Source organism: Lujinxingia vulgaris (genome assembly GCF_007997015.1).
Classification (GTDB): domain Bacteria; phylum Myxococcota_A; class Bradymonadia; order Bradymonadales; family Bradymonadaceae; genus Lujinxingia; species Lujinxingia vulgaris.
Genome location: NZ_VOSM01000002.1, coordinates 254,596 through 271,536, shown reverse-complemented (window position 1 = coordinate 271,536; position 16,941 = coordinate 254,596). Strand labels below are relative to the sequence as shown.

The window sequence follows — 16,941 nt, the reverse complement described above, 5'->3', positions numbered from 1 at the left end:
TCACCGTCTTAAGTCTCAATCCCGGGCAGCCTTAAAGCCGTCGGGTTGTCTGCGCTCACCGGCATCCGGCCGGCCTCGCATCAAGCGCCGCGCATCACTGCGGCGCTTCTAAGTGCACTATCGCAACCTCCAGTACAACACGCGTCCGCGCGCCATCTCTTCGCGCTGTTCTCTGAGCGCCGTGCGCAGCTCGCTGACCTCCTCGCTATCGTCTTCCTGCTCCTCCAGAAGTCGCTCATCCGGGGTGCGCCGCTGGGTTTTGCCAAAGTCGACCACCGCCTCGATCTCCGCCTTCGAGCTACCGTAGGTCCCGGTGCTCGTGATCCGGTAGATCGTCGACTGGTTCGTCGAGATCGAGCGCATCAACCCCTGCCGATTAAACGAAACCAGCCATGCCGGAAACGCCGGCGCCAGCGGCTCAATGGCCAGCTGCGGGTTCTCCATCACCATCAGCTGGTAGGTCGGCGAGTAGCTGATGAACTGCGCCATGATCTGGGGGTTTTCTTTAAAATCGTCGATGTACTCCGGAAGCTGGCTCACCCGCAGGTACGCCACCGGCTGACCCACCTCGGCGGAGGGCAAAAGCCGACTCTCACTGGAGCCCACATAGGCCATGAACATCGAGAGCGGGTTCTCAAAGAAGGCCCGCACCCCGTCGAGCGCCATCGCAAAGTACATCACCTGCTGGCTCACCGTGGGGTTGTTGGCACAGAGGCTGCCGAGCCCCTGGCCCTGGCTGTCAACGCCCTCCAACTCCAGGTTCTGGCAGAGGATTGCGTAAAAGACCGGAAAACTCGCCACATTGGGGTTGGGCCGGTTCACGCCGTATACGGTGAACGCTTCGCCAAAGACCTCCATAAAAGTCTCACTGACCCCCATGATCCGGTACATCTCCTCGACGTGGGTGAGCCGGGCGTTGCGGGGCTCGATCTCCGAGTCATCCCGATCGTAGGGGCGCTGCTCATCGCCGCCGCTCCCCTCAATGGTGCAGTCATCGCCAAGCGAGATCTGCTCCTCATCCAGATCCACAAAGTCGATCAACCGGCCCATCACCCGGGCGCGGTCCATCGTCTCGCCATTCTCGTCTTTGACCTCAAAGATCGAGTCGTAGCGCGTATCGAGCATCATCGCGCACAAGAGCATCAGGTCGCCCTCGTCGACCTCCTCGTCGGCAAAGCTGTTGATGTCGATGCGCCCCTCCTCCGGGGTCACCTCCACATCGAAGTTGCCGGTGAACTCCCCAAAACCGTTCACCCCCATCGCGCTCAAGTCGATGCTCGCCAGCGGAATCTCCACTCGCCCCGAGTTAAAGGGCCCCAGCAAGATGTCCATATACTGGTAGAGCTGGAAGTTGCTGCGGCGCATCGCCCGCCCGATCATCTGTCCCATCTCATCGTCGGTCTGACGGGACTCATCCTGCAGCGCGTACTGAAAGCTGAGCAAAAGCCGCGAGAGGTTCATCCCGCTCTTGGCCAGGTAGTAGCTCTTGAGCTTGTCGCGCTCATTGGTCGCCATCGCCGTGTTCACACGCGCGCTGTAGGCAAACTCCACCACCGCCGTCGACAAGATCGCCAGCGTGATCAGCACCACCATCAGCGCCACCCCACGCGGACGCCCCTCCAGTGGCGAGGCCACCGGACGGTCGAGCACATCGAGCAGCTCTCGGGTTAGGGTCGCGATCGCTCGTAGCATCTCAGTACTCCAGCAGCTCGGTCATCCCCAGGGTGACCTGGGTGGTGAACACCTCGGGCTGCCCCCGCGGGCCCACCGGCGGCATCGTCAGCGTGATGCGCACCCGGGTGGGAAGCCGCCCGGCGTGATCGCGACGGGTCGTATCCCACTCGCTCACCCAACGCCCCTGGGCGACTTCGCGCGCGGTGCCGATCTCCACAGGTCCCGGATCCCAGTACTCAAACTCCACCGACTCCACCTCCGGGATCATCGTATGCACGACCCCGCCGCTTAAGATGTCGTCGACAAAGGCCGTGTGGGAGCGGCGCACCAGGCGGTTGACCACATCCCCCTCCTCATTGACCTCGCGGCGCACCTCGTAGCCAATCTGGGTGTGGTGGCTGGCCTTCTCATCTTCGAGCACCCGCACATGGGCAAACGCTGTAAAGCTGAGCTCATCCTCGCGACCGATCATCCCGAACTGCATCGGCTCGCGACGCTGCATCGCCAGCTGCTCCTCCTCCCCCTCGTAGAGCACCTCTTCGCCCGGGATGATCTCGCCGCCATGCTGCGGCCCGGCCACATAGGCCTGGGCGATCTCATTGGCCATCCGGTTCATCGCCAGACGCACAAGCTGGTAGCGCTCAAAACGCTCGTCGACCGCATCGCGCGTCACAAAGATCTGCGAGACGCTCACCCAGGTCAGCGCCGTCAGGCCGGCGAGGATCGCCAGCGTGATCATCACCTCAATGAGCGTAAACCCGGCTCGATGTGGCATCACGCGCAGCCGGCTCATCGCCCCCCCTCGTCCATCGAGAACTCGTCGGGCGTCCCGAACATCTGGAAGTCATTATCCTCCAGATCCACCACGTACTGCGCCACCTCGATATGCTGCTCTCGCCCCATATAATCGAAGTACACCCGCAGGTTGATGCGCCGCACACGCTCGCCAACCTGGTTCACGAAGACCGGGATCTGCGCCATGAGCATCGGCAGCGCCGCGCTGAATGCGGCGTTCCCCTGCATCGCCCCCTGCTGCTGGTCGGTGCCGCCGAAGAGCTGGCTGTTGACCTGCGCCATGAACTCTTCTTCGATCTCCGGCGGAATCTCCACCGGCTCCACCGTCGCCTCCCAGCGCATCTCGGGATAGCCCTCGTCGGAAAAATCCCCCGAGAACTGCCGGTCGCTGATACTAAACCCCTCCTCCATCAGCACGTACTCAAGATCGGTCATCTTGCTGCGCGCCAGCAGGCTGGCGTTGGTCAGCCGGCTTGCATAAATCGACTGCTGTCCGCTCTGCGAGACCGTGCCCATTAAAATGGTGAGCGTGGAGGCCAGGATCGCCAGCGCGATCAAAAGCTCCACCAGGGTAAAGCCCCGCTGCTGAGCTCTCCGCCATGACTTAATCATCGCGCTCCTCCTCGCCAAAGTCGCGGTCGGGCTCCCAATCCCCACTGTAGATCTTCACCCGACCCGTCAGAGGTTCCGTCACAAGGCTGATGCGCGAGCCCTCATCGTCTCGCAGCACTACGACCGCCTCCTGCTGAAACCCGTTGGGGAAAAAACGCAGCGCGGCGCGACCCTGGGTCAGCGGCTGCTCTCGCCCCGCCAGGCGCACACTCTCAAAGCTCACCCCGTTACGAAGCTCGGTGAGCTTGACCACCGCTTCCTCGGCGCGCTCATAGCCCACGCGCTGGCTGATGCCGAAAGGATCGTCCTCACTCTTATCAAAGAGCGAGCGCTTGTTCTGGCGATGCTGCTCCTCCAGCTCGCGCGCCTCCTCCGGAAGCAGCCCCTCGGCAAACGCATCCTCATCGGGCTGCTCGGCGACCACCGGCGCTTCGGTCATCTCGGTAAAATACTCCCCCGTCTCCAGGTTGAGCACCAACCGGTACTGCGTGTTGTTGAGCGCCGCCTGGTTGTAGGCGTACTTGATCACCGAGGTCAGCCGCATCGCCTCCTCGCGAAGCTGACTTTTGGTCAGCGCGCCCATCATCGAGATGCCCGCCCCCATCAGACCGGCCACGATCATCAGCACCACCAGGATCTCGATGAGCGTCATCCCGCGCGCACCGCGACGCCTGGCACCCGATCCTTGGGTCTCCCTGGCCGTGCGATGTGCTCGCGTTTTGATCATCTCATCTCCTGGCTGTGCTCTTGGGCGTCCTGACAAAAAAGGTGGTCAGCACACACATCATCTTCGGTGCCTGCCTTGCCATCTCGCCCGGCACTATAGATCTCAAACTCACGCTCACCCTTAATGTGGTAGATGTAGGGATTACCCCAGGGGTCGGGGAAAATGTTTTTGGTCAGCGGCGCCGCTCCTTGCGTCAGCTCGTCGAGCTCGTTGGGCAGGCGGTTCGGTGAGCTCGTCAGGTAGAAGGTGTTCACTAGCTGCCTGAGCTGCCTAATCTCGCGATACGCGTCGCGTTCAGGAGGTCTGGAGCACATCGCGCCGAACACGAACACACCGGCGAAGCCCAGGAAGACAGCCGCGATGAAGCCGACCACCATCATGGTCGGCACCGGCACCATCCCACGCGCCGACGTCACGCCGGCCAGCGCCCGAACCACCTCATCCTGTCGGCGTCTCGTGTTCATGATGATGCTCCCTGCGGTGACCTGATGCGTGAAACCTACGTGGCGAGCGACCTCAAAACTTACTCCGCGCGCACGTCATCTTCGGTGCCTTCGCTGCCGTCAGGCCCCACGCTGAAGATCTCAAAGTCACGGTTGCCGCTCTTCACGTAGATGTAGTCATTGCCCCAGGGATCGGTGGGGATGTCTTTGGTCAGGGGTGCGGCGCCCTGGGTCATCTCTTCGAGCTCGTTGGGGAGCCGGTTCGGCGTGGTCGTCAGGTAGAAGGAGTTGACCAGCTGGTTGAGCTGCTGAATCTCGATGGACGCGGTGCGCTCGTTGGCGCGGTCAATCGCGCCGAACACAAACACACCGACCACGCCCATGATCGAGGCCATGATCGTGATCACGATCATGATCTCCACCAGCGTCATCCCGCGGGCCGACTTGATGCTGGCCGCCGCCCGAACCATCTCTTCGCGTCGCTTCATCGTCTTCATCTTCATCGTCGTGCTCCTCGTGCTGTTAAAGCGCGCCCTCGATGCGACGCGCGGGTTATGCAACTTCGTTGCCTTTCTTGATCTTGTTGTGACCGGGCAGATGCCCGGCCTCCTTCACATCACCGTCTGATTGAGCTTGAGAATCGGCATCATCACCGCAAACACGATCACCGCCACCGCCACACCCAGCCCCACGATCATGATCGGCTCCAGAATCTTGGTCATCGCCTGAATGCGGATGTCGGTCTGCTGGGTGTAGCTGATCGCCACATTCTCCAGCATCTCTTCGAGCTGCCCGGAGGCCTCACCCACCGCGATCATGTGCGTGACCAGCGGCGGAAACTCCCCGGAGCGCTTCAGCGGCTGCGCGATGCTCTCACCCTCTCGGATGTTCACCCGCGCATCTTCAATCACCTCGACCAGGCGCGTGTTCCCCAGGATGTTTTTGACGATGTCCATCGCCGTCAAAAGGGGCACGCCGCTGGCCAGCAGCGTGGCCAGCGTGCTGGCAAAGCGCGAGATGGCGATCATGCGCACCAGCGGCCCGACCACGGGCGTCTTCAAAATAAAGCGGTCCCACTGACGGGTGCCCTTCTCGGTGCGCTTCCACTGCACAAAGCCCACCACAAGGCCGATCAAAAGCGGAAAGACCACAAACCAGTACCCGCTCAGGATATTGCTGATCCCGATGAGCACCGAAGTGATCCAGGGCAGCGCCGCGCCCTGATCCTCAAAGATCGCGGTGACCTTGGGGATCACAAAGGTAAAGATCAGCCCCAGCACCACGATGCCCACCACCATCATCAACACCGGGTAGATCATCGCGCCGATGACCTTGCCCCGAAGCTCGATCTGCGCATCGAGGAAGTCCGTCAGGCGGCTGAGCACCATATCCAGGTTACCCGAGCTCTCCCCGGCCTTAACCATGTTGATATAGAGGTTGCTGAAGTGTTTGGGGTGGTCGCTCAGCGCGTTGGCCAGGCTGGAGCCCTCATTGACCTTGCGGCGCACATCGCTGAGCGTGCGCTTGAGCTCATCCTTCTCGGCCTGGTCGGTCAGCGCGTTGAGCGCCTCCACCAGCGGAATGCCCGCGCGAATCAGGGTGGCCATCTGACGGGTGAGCACGGCGATGTCGCTGAGCGTGACCCGCTCGAGCATCTTGCGAAAGTCCACATCGCCGCTGCCGCCGGCCGACCTGGAGCCTTTGCCCTCGAAGACCTCGGTCACAAAGATCCCGCGCGCCACCAACGCCTGGCGAAGCGCGTTCTGGCTCTCGGCGTCGAGAATCCCCTTGACCGTCTTCCCGGCCTTATTCAGCCCTTTGTATTCGTAAACCGGCATACCTGATTGCCCTTAGAGTCCGTGTCGTTGCGCCATCGATTTGCGCCCTGCCGCCGGCGTTCTGGCGGCCGCGCCCGAAGACGCCCTTACGCCTCCACAAAGTCTTCCTGGGTCACGCGCATCACCTCTTCGATGGTGGTGCTTCCCGCCAGAATCTTCAGCGCGCCGTCATCGCGCAGACTGCGCATGCCCTGACGCCCCGCCTCCTTCTTGATCGTCCCGGCGTCCGCCCGGTTCATCACAAGCCGGCGCACCTCATCTTCCACACGCATGATCTCGTAGATGCCCATTCGCCCCTTGTAGCCAAGCCCCAGGCAGTTGGGACACTCGCTGTCTTCGCCCGGCTTAAAGAGATGCCCACCGGTGCGCTCGGCCACCACTGCCGGCGTCAGCCCCACCTCGGCGAGCTCCTCGGCGGTGGGCTGGTAGGCCACCTTGCACTCCCCGCAGAGCCGGCGCACAAGGCGCTGCGCCAGCGAGCAAATCACCGTCGAGCTCACCAGGAAGGGCTCCACGCCCATGTCGGTCAGACGCGTAAACGCACCGGCCGCGTCGTTGGTGTGCAGGGTCGAGAAGACGAGGTGACCGGTCAAAGACGCCTGAATGGCCATTTCCGCCGTCTCCACGTCACGGATCTCACCGACCATGATCACGTCCGGATCGTGGCGAAGGTAGCTGCGTAACCCGGCCGCAAAGGTCAGCTGAATCTTCGGGTTGACCTGCATCTGACTGATCCCCTCGAGCTGGTACTCGACCGGGTCTTCAATCGTCAGGATGTTCTTATCCGGGCTGTTGATCTCGCTGAGCGCGCTGTAGAGCGTCGTCGTCTTACCGCTACCGGTCGGGCCGGTGACCAGGATGATGCCGTGGGGCCGAAAGATCAGCCGCATCATGTCGCGAAGATGATCCTCGGCCATGCCGATGTCGCGCAGGTTCAAGAGCACCGCCGACTTATCGAGAAGACGCATCGTGATGCGCTCCCCGTGCACCGCCGGCGCCGTCGCCACACGAATATCGATGTCCTTGCCGGCCATCTTGATGCGGATACGACCATCCTGCGGAAGGCGTTTCTCGGCGATGTTCAGCCCGGCCATGATCTTGATGCGCGTGATGATCGAGGAGTGAAAACGCTTGGGCGGGCTGGCCACCTCTTTGAGCACCCCGTCGATGCGAAAACGCACCGTGATCTCTTTATCGCCGGCCTCAATATGAATATCGCTGGCGCGCTCACGCACCGACTGCACAAAGAGGCTGTTCACAAAACGAATGACCGGCGCCTCATCATCATCACCCGCGTCGAGCAGGTCGTTGATGTCCAGGCTGGCCTCTTCGGCGTGCGGGTTCTCCGCCTCATCGAGCTCATCGAGACCTGCGCCAAGCTGGCGGCTTTTGCGGTCGAACGCCTTGTTGATGGCCTCCTGCAACGCCCCGGTGGGCACCACCACCGGCAGCGCCTCCATCCCGGTCAGGAAGCGCACCTCGTCGAGCACCTCCACCGCCAGGGGATCATCGGTGGCCACCAGCACATGCCCGCGGCGCACATCAAAGGGCAAAACCCCGTGGTCGCGCGCCCACCCCAGCTGCAATCGCTCCAGCAGCATCAGGTCGATGGCGTCGGCTTCGATCTTGGGCTCAAAGGGGTAGTCAAGCTGGCGCGAGAGCGCCATGGCCACATCCTCATCGCTGACGAGCTCCAGCTCGCGCAGCACCTCGCCAATGCGACCGCCCTTCTCGGCCTGCATCTTCAGGCCGCGCTGCAGCCCGGCGGGCTCCAGCTTGCCCAACTGCATCAAGATCTCACCCAGTGGCTGACGGTTATACATGCCTTACTCCTCGCCCGCGGGCTGCTCAGCGGCAGGGGTCTCACCGCCCTCGGCCGGCGCCTGACCACCCTCGGCCGGCGCCTCACTGCCTTCGACGGGCGCAGCGCTCTCGGCTTCAGAGCCGCCCAGGATGCGGAAGCGTGGCCCCTCATCGTTGAACTGCTCAAGCACCTGCTGGCGGGCCTCTTCTTCGGAGACCGCGTTGTCCAGACGCTGACGCATCCGCTCAATCAGACCGCTCTTCTTCTGGAAGTTCACCGTCGCCATGTACTCCATGTCGCGGTTGGCAAAGAGACGCATCAGCTCACGGCGCTCCTCCATCTTGCGCTCGTAGATCTTCTGCATGTCTTCCTCACCCTCGATGATGTAGGGCGTGAGCATCAGGATGAGGTTCTGCTTGGTCGTTCTCGTGCTGGTGTTGCGGAAGAGCAGACCCACCACCGGGATGTCCCCGAGGAAGGGGACCTTGTTGATCGTCTCGTTCTCGATGTCCCGCATCAGCCCGCCGATAACGATCGTCGACTGGTCGCGCACCAGCACCGTGGTGCTGATGTTGCGAAGTGTCCGCGTCGGAGGCGCCCCGTCCGACAGACCGCCGGCGCCTTTTAAGTCGCTGACCTCCTGGTTGACCTCAAGGCGCACGTAGTCGCTCTCATTGATCTGCGGCACGATGCGCAGCATGATCCCGATATCTTCGTAGTCGAACTGGTTCAGCAGCCCTCCGCCGAGCAATCCGCCGCCGAGCAGCCCGCCGAGTCCTCCCAGCGCGCTGTTGACGTTGTTCGTCGCTCCGGTGGCAGCACCGCCCAGCCCCAGCAAACTTCCCAGACCGCCACCGGACCCCAGCCCGCGCGGAATCGGAATGCGGTCACCCACTTCGATCTCGGCCTCTTCGTTATCCATCGTCAGAATCGAGGGCGTCGACAGCACGTTGATCGAGTTATCCGTCTGACTCGCCTGCATCAGCAGCGCGAAGGCAGGCAGAGAAATCGAGGTCCCCGGCACGGTTAAAAAGGGTCCCAGAAGCCCCAGACTTGCGCCGGGCCCGCCCTCCGTCAATCCACCCAGACCGCCAAAGTTGCTCTGCCCCAGCCCGAAGCCCTGCGTGCTCTCAATGGCCCCCGACGCGAGCGCATCATCAGGGATCAAGAAGTCCAGATCCCGGGTAACCCCGCTGGTCAAACCCACCTCAAGCTGACGGTCGAGGTCGACGCCGATCTCCATGATCACCGCCTCCACGTAGACCTGGCGGCGCGGCGCATCGAGCTGGTCGATCACCCGCTCCAGCGCCACGTAGTCGCGCGGCGAGGCCACCACCACCAGCGCGTTGGTCGGCTGGTAGGCCGTGATTTGAACCTCGCCCTGCAACATCGAACCGACGGTAGCAGCGTCAGCGGCCCCCCGTTGATTCTGGCCGCCCCGCTGGTTCTGCTGCGACTGCACGCCACTGGCCAGCTGGCTCAGGGTCTGCGAGAGCTCTTCGGCGCTGGCGTACTCCAAAAACTTCACGTGCACCTGACCACCCACGGCGGTGGGCACATCCAGGATCTCGATCATCTCGCTGATGCGCTGAAAGGAGCGCTCGTTGGAGACGATGATCAGCTGGTTGGTGCGCTCATCGGCGATGATCTCGGTGATCTGCACATCCAGCGTACCACCTTCGGATGCCGCGGCCTCTTCGGTGTTCTGGTTGGCCGCGGCGCGGCGAGCGCGCGCGGCGGCCCGACGCTGGGCAGCGGTCTGGGGTTGGGCACTGGCTCCGCCGCCGTCTCCGCTGTCGAAGATCTCTTTGAGCCGCTCGGAGACCTCCGTCGCATCGGCGTGCAGCACCCGGTACACATAGAGATTTGAGGCGCCCTCGCCCTGGTCGAGGCGCTCTACCAGCGACTGAATCCGGCGCAGGTTCGAGGCGTTCTCGGTGATGATCAGGCTCGAGCCATAAGGCACCACCGTCGCGCTCGAGGAGAGGAAGTTGGTGATCACCTCCTGAATCTCACCGACCTCGGCCCGCTCCACCGGCACGATCGCGGTGACCATGCGCGCTTCATTAGGGATGACGTCGCCCCCCTCATAGGCACGCTGGGGCTCGGAGATTGCCGCCCCGCTCTCCACGATCTTCAGGAAGTTGCCCATCGGCACCACCGTCAGACCGTTCATGCTCAGCGCCGCCAGAAACGCGCGGTAGCCCTCGGCCAGCGTGATCTCCTCGGGCGCCATGATCGTAATGGTTTTATTGGCCTGCAGACTGTCGGCGATGATGAAGTTGATGTTCATCGCCCCCGAGAAGAACTTGACCACGTCTTCCAGGCTGGACTGACGAAAGTCGATCGTCACCCGCGTGTTCGCCGGAGTGCGGCGCGCCCGAAAGCCCGGGTCGAAGTTCGGCGGCAGGTTGAACTGCTCCTGCCAGCTCTGCTCCTGACGCTGCCCCTGGGCCTGATCCTGCTGGCCCTGGGCCGGGCGCACCTGGCCGGACTCCCCACGGGAGTTGCGCTCAAGCACCGCCGGCTCATCGGAGCTGGCCGCCCCCTGGGCGAAGGCCTGCGGCGCGGCCGCCAGCACCAGCGCTCCCACGATCGCCCCAACCATCGCGCCGCGTCGTACGACGCTCCTGCTCTCGTTTACTGCCTGGTTCACGGTCATCTCTTGCTTGTGGAGGTTCAAAAAGTTCAATCGCATTTTGGTCTCATTCGCCCCGCGCGCCCTGGGGCGCTTCGAGCGTTGGGTTCTATGCTTGAGGGGCCGCATCCATCACCGCACGCCCGCTATTCAATCGTGTACTCCATCTTCTCAGTACGCCCGCGCCGCTCGACCTCAATGACCACGTTGTTCTCGCTGCGCAGCTTCTCGAGCAGCTCCAACGCCTGGCGCTGATTGGTGATCGGGGTGCCGTTAACCGACTGGATGATGTCGCCGCTGCGGATACCCATCTGCGAGTAGAAGCTGCTCGGGGTCACCCCCACCATACGCAGCCCGCTGGGCTCACCATCGCGATAATTGGGCATCACGCGCGCCTGTCGGGTGAGCGCGGCCGGGTCGGAGAGCTGACGCTCCACCATCGAGCGGTCGACCTTAAAGGAGTTGGGCCCCTGGCGCTCCACGCCGCTGGCCGCGTTGGTCGGCTCGCCCTTAACCGCCGCGTCTTGCCCGACGGTGGGGCTGCGCTGGGCGGTCGGGGTGCGCGAGGCGCCCGCCGAAGAGCGCGGCGTGCTCGCCGAAGGATCGCCCGTGGTCGCCCCCTCCATACGCACGAACTCCAGCTGGCCGTTGCGCTCCACAAAGACGCGATCGCGGCGGATCTCCACAACCTCAGCGCCCTCGGCGATCAGATCACCTACGCCCACCATCATCGTCTTGTTCTGCCCGTTGTCTTTGATCAGCGCCATCGACCAGCGCGGGTTGCTGGCAACCATCACCCCGCTCAGCGTCATGTTCAGGTCGCTGGCCACCGGCACATCGTCGCCGACCGCGCCACCCTCGGGAGCCGGCACACACTGCCCCGCCTCACAGACCTCGCCCTCCGCGCACCCGTCCGGACACACGTTCGGGTCGACGACTTCCGGGCAGCCAAAAAGGCAACGCTCGGTGATATCCACCTTCCAGCTCTGCCCCCGATCGGGCTGGCGACTCTGGCGCTCACTCTGCTGGCGCATCGCCTCATAATTCGGCGCCTCCGGCACCGTAAAGGGCGCCAGCTGACTGGCCACAAAACCATTGACCATCAACGCCGACAACAGCGCCCCCATCCCGAGCAACCCCAGGTTGATGGCGCTCTGATATTTTCGAAAAAACGCTTCCATAGCTCTCGTCTCATCGCGGCAGGTGCGCGCAGCTTCAACGCGCCTTCAGACATCGGTGCAAAGGCGCCAACCGGGGAATTTGCAAAAAACACGCCAAACCTCGGGTGCGTTCGCAGCACGCAAACCCCTCAACACCGACTCACCCTTGATTTATGCGATCTTTTTAAACGTCCTGGTCCCAAAAAATTTTCTCAACCGACGCCGCCCGAGCCCCCGTTTAGGCGCAAGAATTGACATTTTGTCAATCGCTTCGAGATCTCCGCCGGCACGCTGACATTTTGTCAATCCAGCCTCATTTCCCCTCAGAGTTTGCGATAAATCGTCCGCGTGGCGATGCCCAGAAGTTTGGCGGCGAGTTTTTTGTCGCCCTGAGTCATCTTGAGCGTTTCGTGGAGCACCCGTTTTTCGATCTCTTCGAGCGAGGTCCCCAGCGGAATGGTGATATGGCGCGACTCCGCCGGACGCTCCACAAGCTGCGCGGGCAGATCGTCCACATCGATTCGCTCGTCGCGATCGAGCACCACGGCGCGCTCCACCACGTTCTCAAGCTCCCGCACGTTGCCCGGCCAGTGGTAGGCCTCCATCGCCTGCAGCGCCTCGGCGGTGAACCCGGCGATCTGGCGGCGGTTCTTCTCGTTGTAGCGCCTTAAAAAATGCTCGCTGAGCAGGGGCACATCCTCAATGCGATGGCGAAGCGGCGGGATCTTGATGTCGATGACATTAAGTCGGTAGTAAAGATCTTCGCGAAAGGTCCCCTCCCGCAGCTCCGCCTCCAGATCTTTATGCGTCGCGGCCACCACGCGCACATCCACCCGGGTGGGCGTGTTGGAGCCCAGGCGCTCAAACGTCCCCTCCTGCAGCACCCTCAAAAGTTTGACCTGCACCTGCGGCGACAACTCGCCGATCTCATCGAGAAAGAGCGTGCCGCCATCGGCGGCCTCAAAACGCCCGATCTTACGCTGGGTGGCGCCGGTAAAGGCCCCTTTCTCATAGCCGAAGAGCTCGCTCTCCAGGATCGACTCCGGCAGCGCCGCGCAGTTGATGGCCACAAAGGGCTTGTCGGCGCGCTGGCTCAACCTCCCGATCATGCGCGCGAAAAGTTCTTTGCCCGTGCCGCTCTCGCCGGTGATCAGCACCGTGGCGTCGCTGGGCGCGACCTGGCGCACCCGATCGACGGCCTCGCGCATCAACGCGGCCTGCCCCACCACGCTGCGCTCTTCTTCCAGATCGGCCAGGCGCGCCTTGAGCTCGCGGTTCTCCTCGACCAGCGCCTGGCGCTCCAGGGCCTGGCGCACCGCTTTTAGAATCGTGGCGCGCTTGATCGGCTTGGGCACAAAATCATAGGCCCCCTCCTTCATGCCCTGCACCGCACGCTCCACCGTGCCAAAAGCCGTCATCAAGATCACCTCGGCCTGGGGCTGCAACGCCTGCACCAGCTTGAGCAGATCCATCCCATCGATGTCCGGCATCATCAAGTCGGTGAGCACCAGCTCAAAGCGCTGCTCACGCAACAGATCCAGCGCCTCCTGCCCCCCGGTGGCTGTGGCCACCTGGTAGCCCTCCTTTAAGAAGAGGCGCTCCAGGGTCTTGAGGTGGGCGACCTCATCGTCGACCAGCAAAAGGCGCGCTTGATGTGCGTCCATCTTCTCTCCGCAGGCATCTCTTGGGGGGTGGGGCGGCTCGCGCGCACTCAACCGACAGCCGACCTTGCTCCATTCCCGCCGCCCCCACGTGAGGGCCGCCACAATTCCGAGGTCAAAGCGGCGCCTTCTAACGTGAACGCGCGTTGAAAGGGAAGGCAAACTTCGATAGAAAATCCTGCGCGTCATCTCTCACCAGGCTCGGTTATGGCGAAGGTCCTCTATCGCGACACGCGTGGCATTCAACGCACGCTGGTCCTCCACAACATCACGCGAATTGGTCGCCACCCCGAGCAGGACATCCAGATCCTGGACCGGGTGGTCTCCAAAGAGCACGCGATCATTGAGCGCAATATCGAGGGCCACTTCGTGGTGCGCGATGGCGGCAGCCGCAATGGCACCTACCTCAACGGCCAGCTCTTAGAGGCGCCGCAGCTGCTCAACCACAACGACACGATCAGCGTGGGCGCCACCGATATTATCTTCCACGAAGATCCCACCGATCATCGCTCCCGCAACAAGGTCACCATCCACAGCGATGACCTGGAGAGCCACGTCCGCAACCGCATCGCGCAGGACACCCGGGCGAATTTTTTGCCCGAGACTCAGATCTCCGATCCCAAAGCGCTTCGCCAGGACTACGAAAAGCTGCGCATCGCCCACGAGCTGGGTCAGTCCATCGGCGTGGAGACCGACCTGGACATCCTGCTTGAGAAGATCCTGGAGAAGGCCTTTGAGATCTTCCCGGCAGACCACGGCGTGATCCTTTTGCGCCTGGAAGGCACAGACCGCCTGGTGCCCATGGTCGTGCGCGGACGCAACGAAGACGTCAACGTGGGCGATGTGCGCATCTCTCGCACCATCCTCAACGAGGTCATCGAAGAGAAGCAGGCCGTGCTCTCCTCCGATGCCATGATGGACAGCCGCTTCTCCGGCTCCCACTCCATCATCCTGGGCAACATCCGCTCCACAATGAGCGTGCCGCTGCTTCTCGAAGATCGCATCCTGGGGGTCATCCACCTCGACTCCAAGGTGGCCAGCGGCGCGTTCACCGAAAAAGATCTGGAGATCTTAAGTGGTTTTGCCCGCCAGGCCGCCGTGCTCATCGAGCACCACCGCCTGATCAAGCAGATGGAGAGCGAGATCGTCGCCCGCGAAAAGCTCCACCGCCTGCTCTCCCCCCAGCTCGTCGAGGAGGTCGTCAGCGGGCGGCTGGAGTTGAAAAAAGGCGGCGAGTTGCGCCGCGCCACGGTGATGTTCGCCGACATCCGTAACTTCACCGCGTACAGCGAGCGCCACGATCCGCAGCACGTCGTCGAGCTGCTCAACGAGTATTTTGAGCTGATGGTCGACGTGATCTTCAAATACGAGGGCACCCTCGATAAGTTCATCGGCGACGAGATCATGGCGGTCTGGGGCGCGCCCATCTCGCATCCCGACGACACCGAGCGCGCCGTGCGCTGCGCACTCGAGATGCAGCAGGCGCTGCAGAGCTTCAACGCGCGCCGCCAGGAGGGCGACGGCAACACCCTCTCCATCGGCATCGGGCTCAACACCGGTGAGGTTGTCGCCGGGTATATGGGCTCGACCAAGAGCATGGACTACACGGTGATGGGCGATGTGGTGAACACCGCCAGCCGCATCTGCTCCTCGGCCGGCCCCGGCGAAGTTGTGGTCGGACCGCTGACCTTTGGGGATGTGGCCCCGATGGTGGTCAGCGAGAAACTCCCGCCGACGCGCCTCAAAGGCAAAAGCGAACACGTCGACCTCTACCGGCTGCGCGGTCTGCGCAACCGCCCGATCCACCCGACGTTGCGAAATATGACCTGACCCACAGGCTCAGCGCGGGGGCCCATCTGGGCGGTTGGCCCGCGCGATGCCCTGGGCTATACTCCGGCTGTCTTTCCTCCAGATAACCTTCAGCGCGACGCGTGGCCCCCTTCATGGCGCAACCCAGATATCAAGTCATCGAGCGCATCGACGCCGGCGGTATGGCCGAGGTCTTCAAGGCCAACTCCACCAGCCTGCAGGGCTTTGAGAAGCTCGTCGCCATCAAGCGCATCCTGCCCAACCTCACCCAGAACGAGCGCTTCGTGCGCATGTTCCTCGATGAGGCCAAGGTCAGCCTGCACCTTAACCACACCAACTGTGTGCAGGTCTTCGACCTGGGGATCGCCGACGGCACCTACTTCATCGTCATGGAGTTCGTCGACGGCACCAACCTCAAGAAGCTCATTGAGGTTCTGGCCCGCCAGGGCCAGGGCATCAGCGTGGCGCAGGCCGTCTTTATGGCCATCGAGATCTGTAAAGGTCTCACTCACGCCCACGAAAAGGTCGACCAGCAGGGCCGCCCCCTGGGCATCGTGCACCGCGACATCAGCCCGCCCAACGTGCTGATCTCGCGCGCCGGTGAGGTCAAGATCACCGACTTCGGCCTGGCCAAAGCCAAGAGCCAGGCCGAGATCACCGACCCGGGCGTGGTCAAAGGCAAGTTCGGCTACCTCTCGCCAGAGGCCGCCCACGGTGAGGAAGTTGACGCCCGCACCGACATCTTTGCCCTGGGCATCCTCCTGTGGGAGATGCTCGCCGGACGCCGACTCTTCCTTGGCGAGTCCGATTACGGCACGCTGCAGCTGGTGCGAAAGGCCAAAATCCCCTCGATCCGCGAGATCCGCCCGGACGTGCCCCGCGAGCTTGAGATCGTGCTGGGACGCGCCCTGGCCCGCGATCCTCAAAAGCGCATTCAGACCGCCGAGGAGCTCGCCTACCAGCTGGCCGAATTTCTTTTCGCCTATGGCGAGGTGGTCACGAGCTACGATCTGGCCGACCTTGTGGGCGCGGTCATCGAGAAACGTCCCAAACGCGCGCGCACCGTGCAGGATATGGCCGTGGATATGGCCATCCAGCAGCAGCTCAACCAGCTCAAGAGCCTGGAGCAGATTCAGGATCTCGACCTCTACCTCACCCAGCATTACGACGCGCTCCCCGACCAGGGTGAGGCCTCGCAGCCGGGGGCCGCGGGCGACTTTGAAGATCCGCGCATGTGGGCCGATCTCGGCTTTGGTACCGACACGAGCGTCGGCGAAGTGGCCGCGCCGCCCACCGGGCAGACCCCCGGCCAGCCGGACTCCTGGCAGGAGGCGGGGCTTGCCGACCTGGGCCGCTCCACCTCGGCGATGCAGGCCATTAAAGGGCCGGGGAACTCCCGACAGGAAAAGGCCCCCCGCGGAGGTCCACCGACCATCCCCGGTGCGGCCCGCAGCCCGGTGGCAGGCGGAGCGCCGGCGGCCACCCCCGCCGCCGCGCCTTCGGATGCCGTGGCTCAGCCCGGACAGCCCGGGCCGGTAGCTCAATCGCAGCCCGCCCCGCCGGCGCCCATGGCCAACCAGGCCGCGCCTCATCAGGCCGCCCCGCCGGCCGAAGCCGGCGGTGTGGGAAAGACCGCGATCCTCGTCGCGCTCATCGTCGTGGTGCTCGGTGCAGGCGCCGCGTACTTTTTAGGCTTGATTCCTCCCGGCTAGCCCTACAATTCGCAGTCCCGCGCCGTACCCCTGACCCAAGTACTATTCGCGGAGCCGCCGTACCGCTC

At 63.2% G+C, this 16,941-nt stretch carries 13 protein-coding genes; 2 read left to right on the top strand and 11 right to left on the bottom strand.

Translation table 11 applies throughout. The annotated features are described in order from the left end of the window. Positions 1 to 117: 117 nt before the first annotated feature. The 11 genes from FRC98_RS04775 to FRC98_RS04725 all read right to left on the bottom strand — a co-directional run bounded on the left by FRC98_RS04775 (position 118) and on the right by FRC98_RS04725 (position 13,355). Entirely contained in the window at positions 118 to 1,692 is a 1,575-nt protein-coding gene (locus tag FRC98_RS04775; protein ID WP_146980156.1) for a type II secretion system protein GspK, read from the bottom strand. Between the two features lies 1 nt (position 1,693). Next, positions 1,694 to 2,449 (bottom strand): type II secretion system protein GspJ, encoded by a 756-nt coding sequence (locus tag FRC98_RS04770; RefSeq protein WP_230467367.1) that lies wholly within the window; start codon positions 2,447 to 2,449, stop codon positions 1,694 to 1,696. A gap of 14 nt (positions 2,450 to 2,463) precedes the next feature. Continuing rightward, the gene (locus tag FRC98_RS04765; RefSeq protein ID WP_146980155.1) at positions 2,464 to 3,081 is read right to left on the bottom strand and encodes a type IV pilus modification PilV family protein; all 618 of its coding nucleotides are present in this window, start codon (positions 3,079 to 3,081) and stop codon (positions 2,464 to 2,466) included. Then, entirely contained in the window at positions 3,074 to 3,733 is a 660-nt protein-coding gene (locus tag FRC98_RS04760) for a pilus assembly FimT family protein (RefSeq protein ID WP_230467273.1), read from the bottom strand. Before FRC98_RS04760 ends, FRC98_RS04765 begins: the two co-directional genes overlap by 8 nt. A 71-nt stretch (positions 3,734 to 3,804) precedes the next feature. Next, on the bottom strand, positions 3,805 to 4,272 hold the full coding sequence (locus tag FRC98_RS04755; RefSeq protein ID WP_230467272.1) for a type II secretion system protein GspG: 468 nt from the start codon (positions 4,270 to 4,272) through the stop codon (positions 3,805 to 3,807). Positions 4,273 to 4,331: 59 nt separating this feature from the next. Beyond that, positions 4,332 to 4,754 (bottom strand): type II secretion system protein GspG, encoded by a 423-nt coding sequence (locus FRC98_RS04750; RefSeq protein ID WP_146980153.1) that lies wholly within the window; start codon positions 4,752 to 4,754, stop codon positions 4,332 to 4,334. 108 nt (positions 4,755 to 4,862) lie between these two features. Beyond that, positions 4,863 to 6,089, bottom strand: a complete 1,227-nt coding sequence (gene gspF / locus FRC98_RS04745) for a type II secretion system inner membrane protein GspF (protein WP_146980152.1) — start codon at positions 6,087 to 6,089, stop codon at positions 4,863 to 4,865. An 86-nt stretch (positions 6,090 to 6,175) separates the two neighbouring features. Then, on the bottom strand, positions 6,176 to 7,912 hold the full coding sequence (gene gspE, locus FRC98_RS04740; RefSeq protein WP_146980151.1) for a type II secretion system ATPase GspE: 1,737 nt from the start codon (positions 7,910 to 7,912) through the stop codon (positions 6,176 to 6,178). A 3-nt stretch (positions 7,913 to 7,915) separates the two neighbouring features. Continuing rightward, complete coding sequence (gene gspD, locus FRC98_RS04735; protein ID WP_230467271.1) at positions 7,916 to 10,549, bottom strand: type II secretion system secretin GspD; 2,634 nt, start codon at positions 10,547 to 10,549, stop codon at positions 7,916 to 7,918. Between the two features lie 128 nt (positions 10,550 to 10,677). Next, positions 10,678 to 11,712 (bottom strand): type II secretion system protein GspC, encoded by a 1,035-nt coding sequence (gene gspC, locus FRC98_RS04730; protein ID WP_146980150.1) that lies wholly within the window; start codon positions 11,710 to 11,712, stop codon positions 10,678 to 10,680. Positions 11,713 to 12,014: 302 nt separating this feature from the next. Then, positions 12,015 to 13,355: a sigma-54-dependent transcriptional regulator gene (locus FRC98_RS04725; RefSeq protein WP_146980149.1), complete on the bottom strand. Its 1,341-nt coding sequence runs from the start codon at positions 13,353 to 13,355 to the stop codon at positions 12,015 to 12,017. Positions 13,356 to 13,559: 204 nt separating this feature from the next. Between FRC98_RS04725 and FRC98_RS04720 the strand changes: the two genes are divergently transcribed. Together FRC98_RS04720 and FRC98_RS04715 are read left to right on the top strand one after the other, a co-directional pair. Then, on the top strand, positions 13,560 to 15,182 hold the full coding sequence (locus FRC98_RS04720; RefSeq protein ID WP_146980148.1) for an adenylate/guanylate cyclase domain-containing protein: 1,623 nt from the start codon (positions 13,560 to 13,562) through the stop codon (positions 15,180 to 15,182). 113 nt (positions 15,183 to 15,295) lie between these two features. Next, positions 15,296 to 16,873 carry a serine/threonine-protein kinase gene (locus tag FRC98_RS04715; protein ID WP_146980147.1) on the top strand — a complete coding sequence of 526 codons (1,578 nt, stop codon included), beginning with the start codon at positions 15,296 to 15,298 and terminating at the stop codon, positions 16,871 to 16,873. The last annotated feature ends 68 nt before the right edge of the window (positions 16,874 to 16,941 follow it).

Bases quoted from the DNA above. Each gene is read 5' to 3' on its own strand.
- FRC98_RS04755 (WP_230467272.1), bottom strand. From the start codon at position 4,272: ATGAACACGAGACGCCGACAGGATGAGGTGGTTCGGGCGCTGGCCGGC.
- FRC98_RS04770 (WP_230467367.1), bottom strand. From the start codon at position 2,449: ATGCCACATCGAGCCGGGTTTACGCTCATTGAGGTGATGATCACGCTG.
- FRC98_RS04760 (WP_230467273.1), bottom strand. From the start codon at position 3,733: ATGACGCTCATCGAGATCCTGGTGGTGCTGATGATCGTGGCCGGTCTG.
- FRC98_RS04775 (WP_146980156.1), bottom strand. From the start codon at position 1,692: ATGCTACGAGCGATCGCGACCCTAACCCGAGAGCTGCTCGATGTGCTC.
- FRC98_RS04765 (WP_146980155.1), bottom strand. From the start codon at position 3,081: ATGATTAAGTCATGGCGGAGAGCTCAGCAGCGGGGCTTTACCCTGGTG.
- FRC98_RS04720 (WP_146980148.1), top strand. From the start codon at position 13,560: ATGGCGAAGGTCCTCTATCGCGACACGCGTGGCATTCAACGCACGCTG.
- gspC (WP_146980150.1), bottom strand. From the start codon at position 11,712: ATGGAAGCGTTTTTTCGAAAATATCAGAGCGCCATCAACCTGGGGTTG.
- gspF (WP_146980152.1), bottom strand. From the start codon at position 6,089: ATGCCGGTTTACGAATACAAAGGGCTGAATAAGGCCGGGAAGACGGTC.
- FRC98_RS04715 (WP_146980147.1), top strand. From the start codon at position 15,296: ATGGCGCAACCCAGATATCAAGTCATCGAGCGCATCGACGCCGGCGGT.
- FRC98_RS04750 (WP_146980153.1), bottom strand. From the start codon at position 4,754: ATGAAGATGAAGACGATGAAGCGACGCGAAGAGATGGTTCGGGCGGCG.
- gspE (WP_146980151.1), bottom strand. From the start codon at position 7,912: ATGTATAACCGTCAGCCACTGGGTGAGATCTTGATGCAGTTGGGCAAG.
- FRC98_RS04725 (WP_146980149.1), bottom strand. From the start codon at position 13,355: ATGGACGCACATCAAGCGCGCCTTTTGCTGGTCGACGATGAGGTCGCC.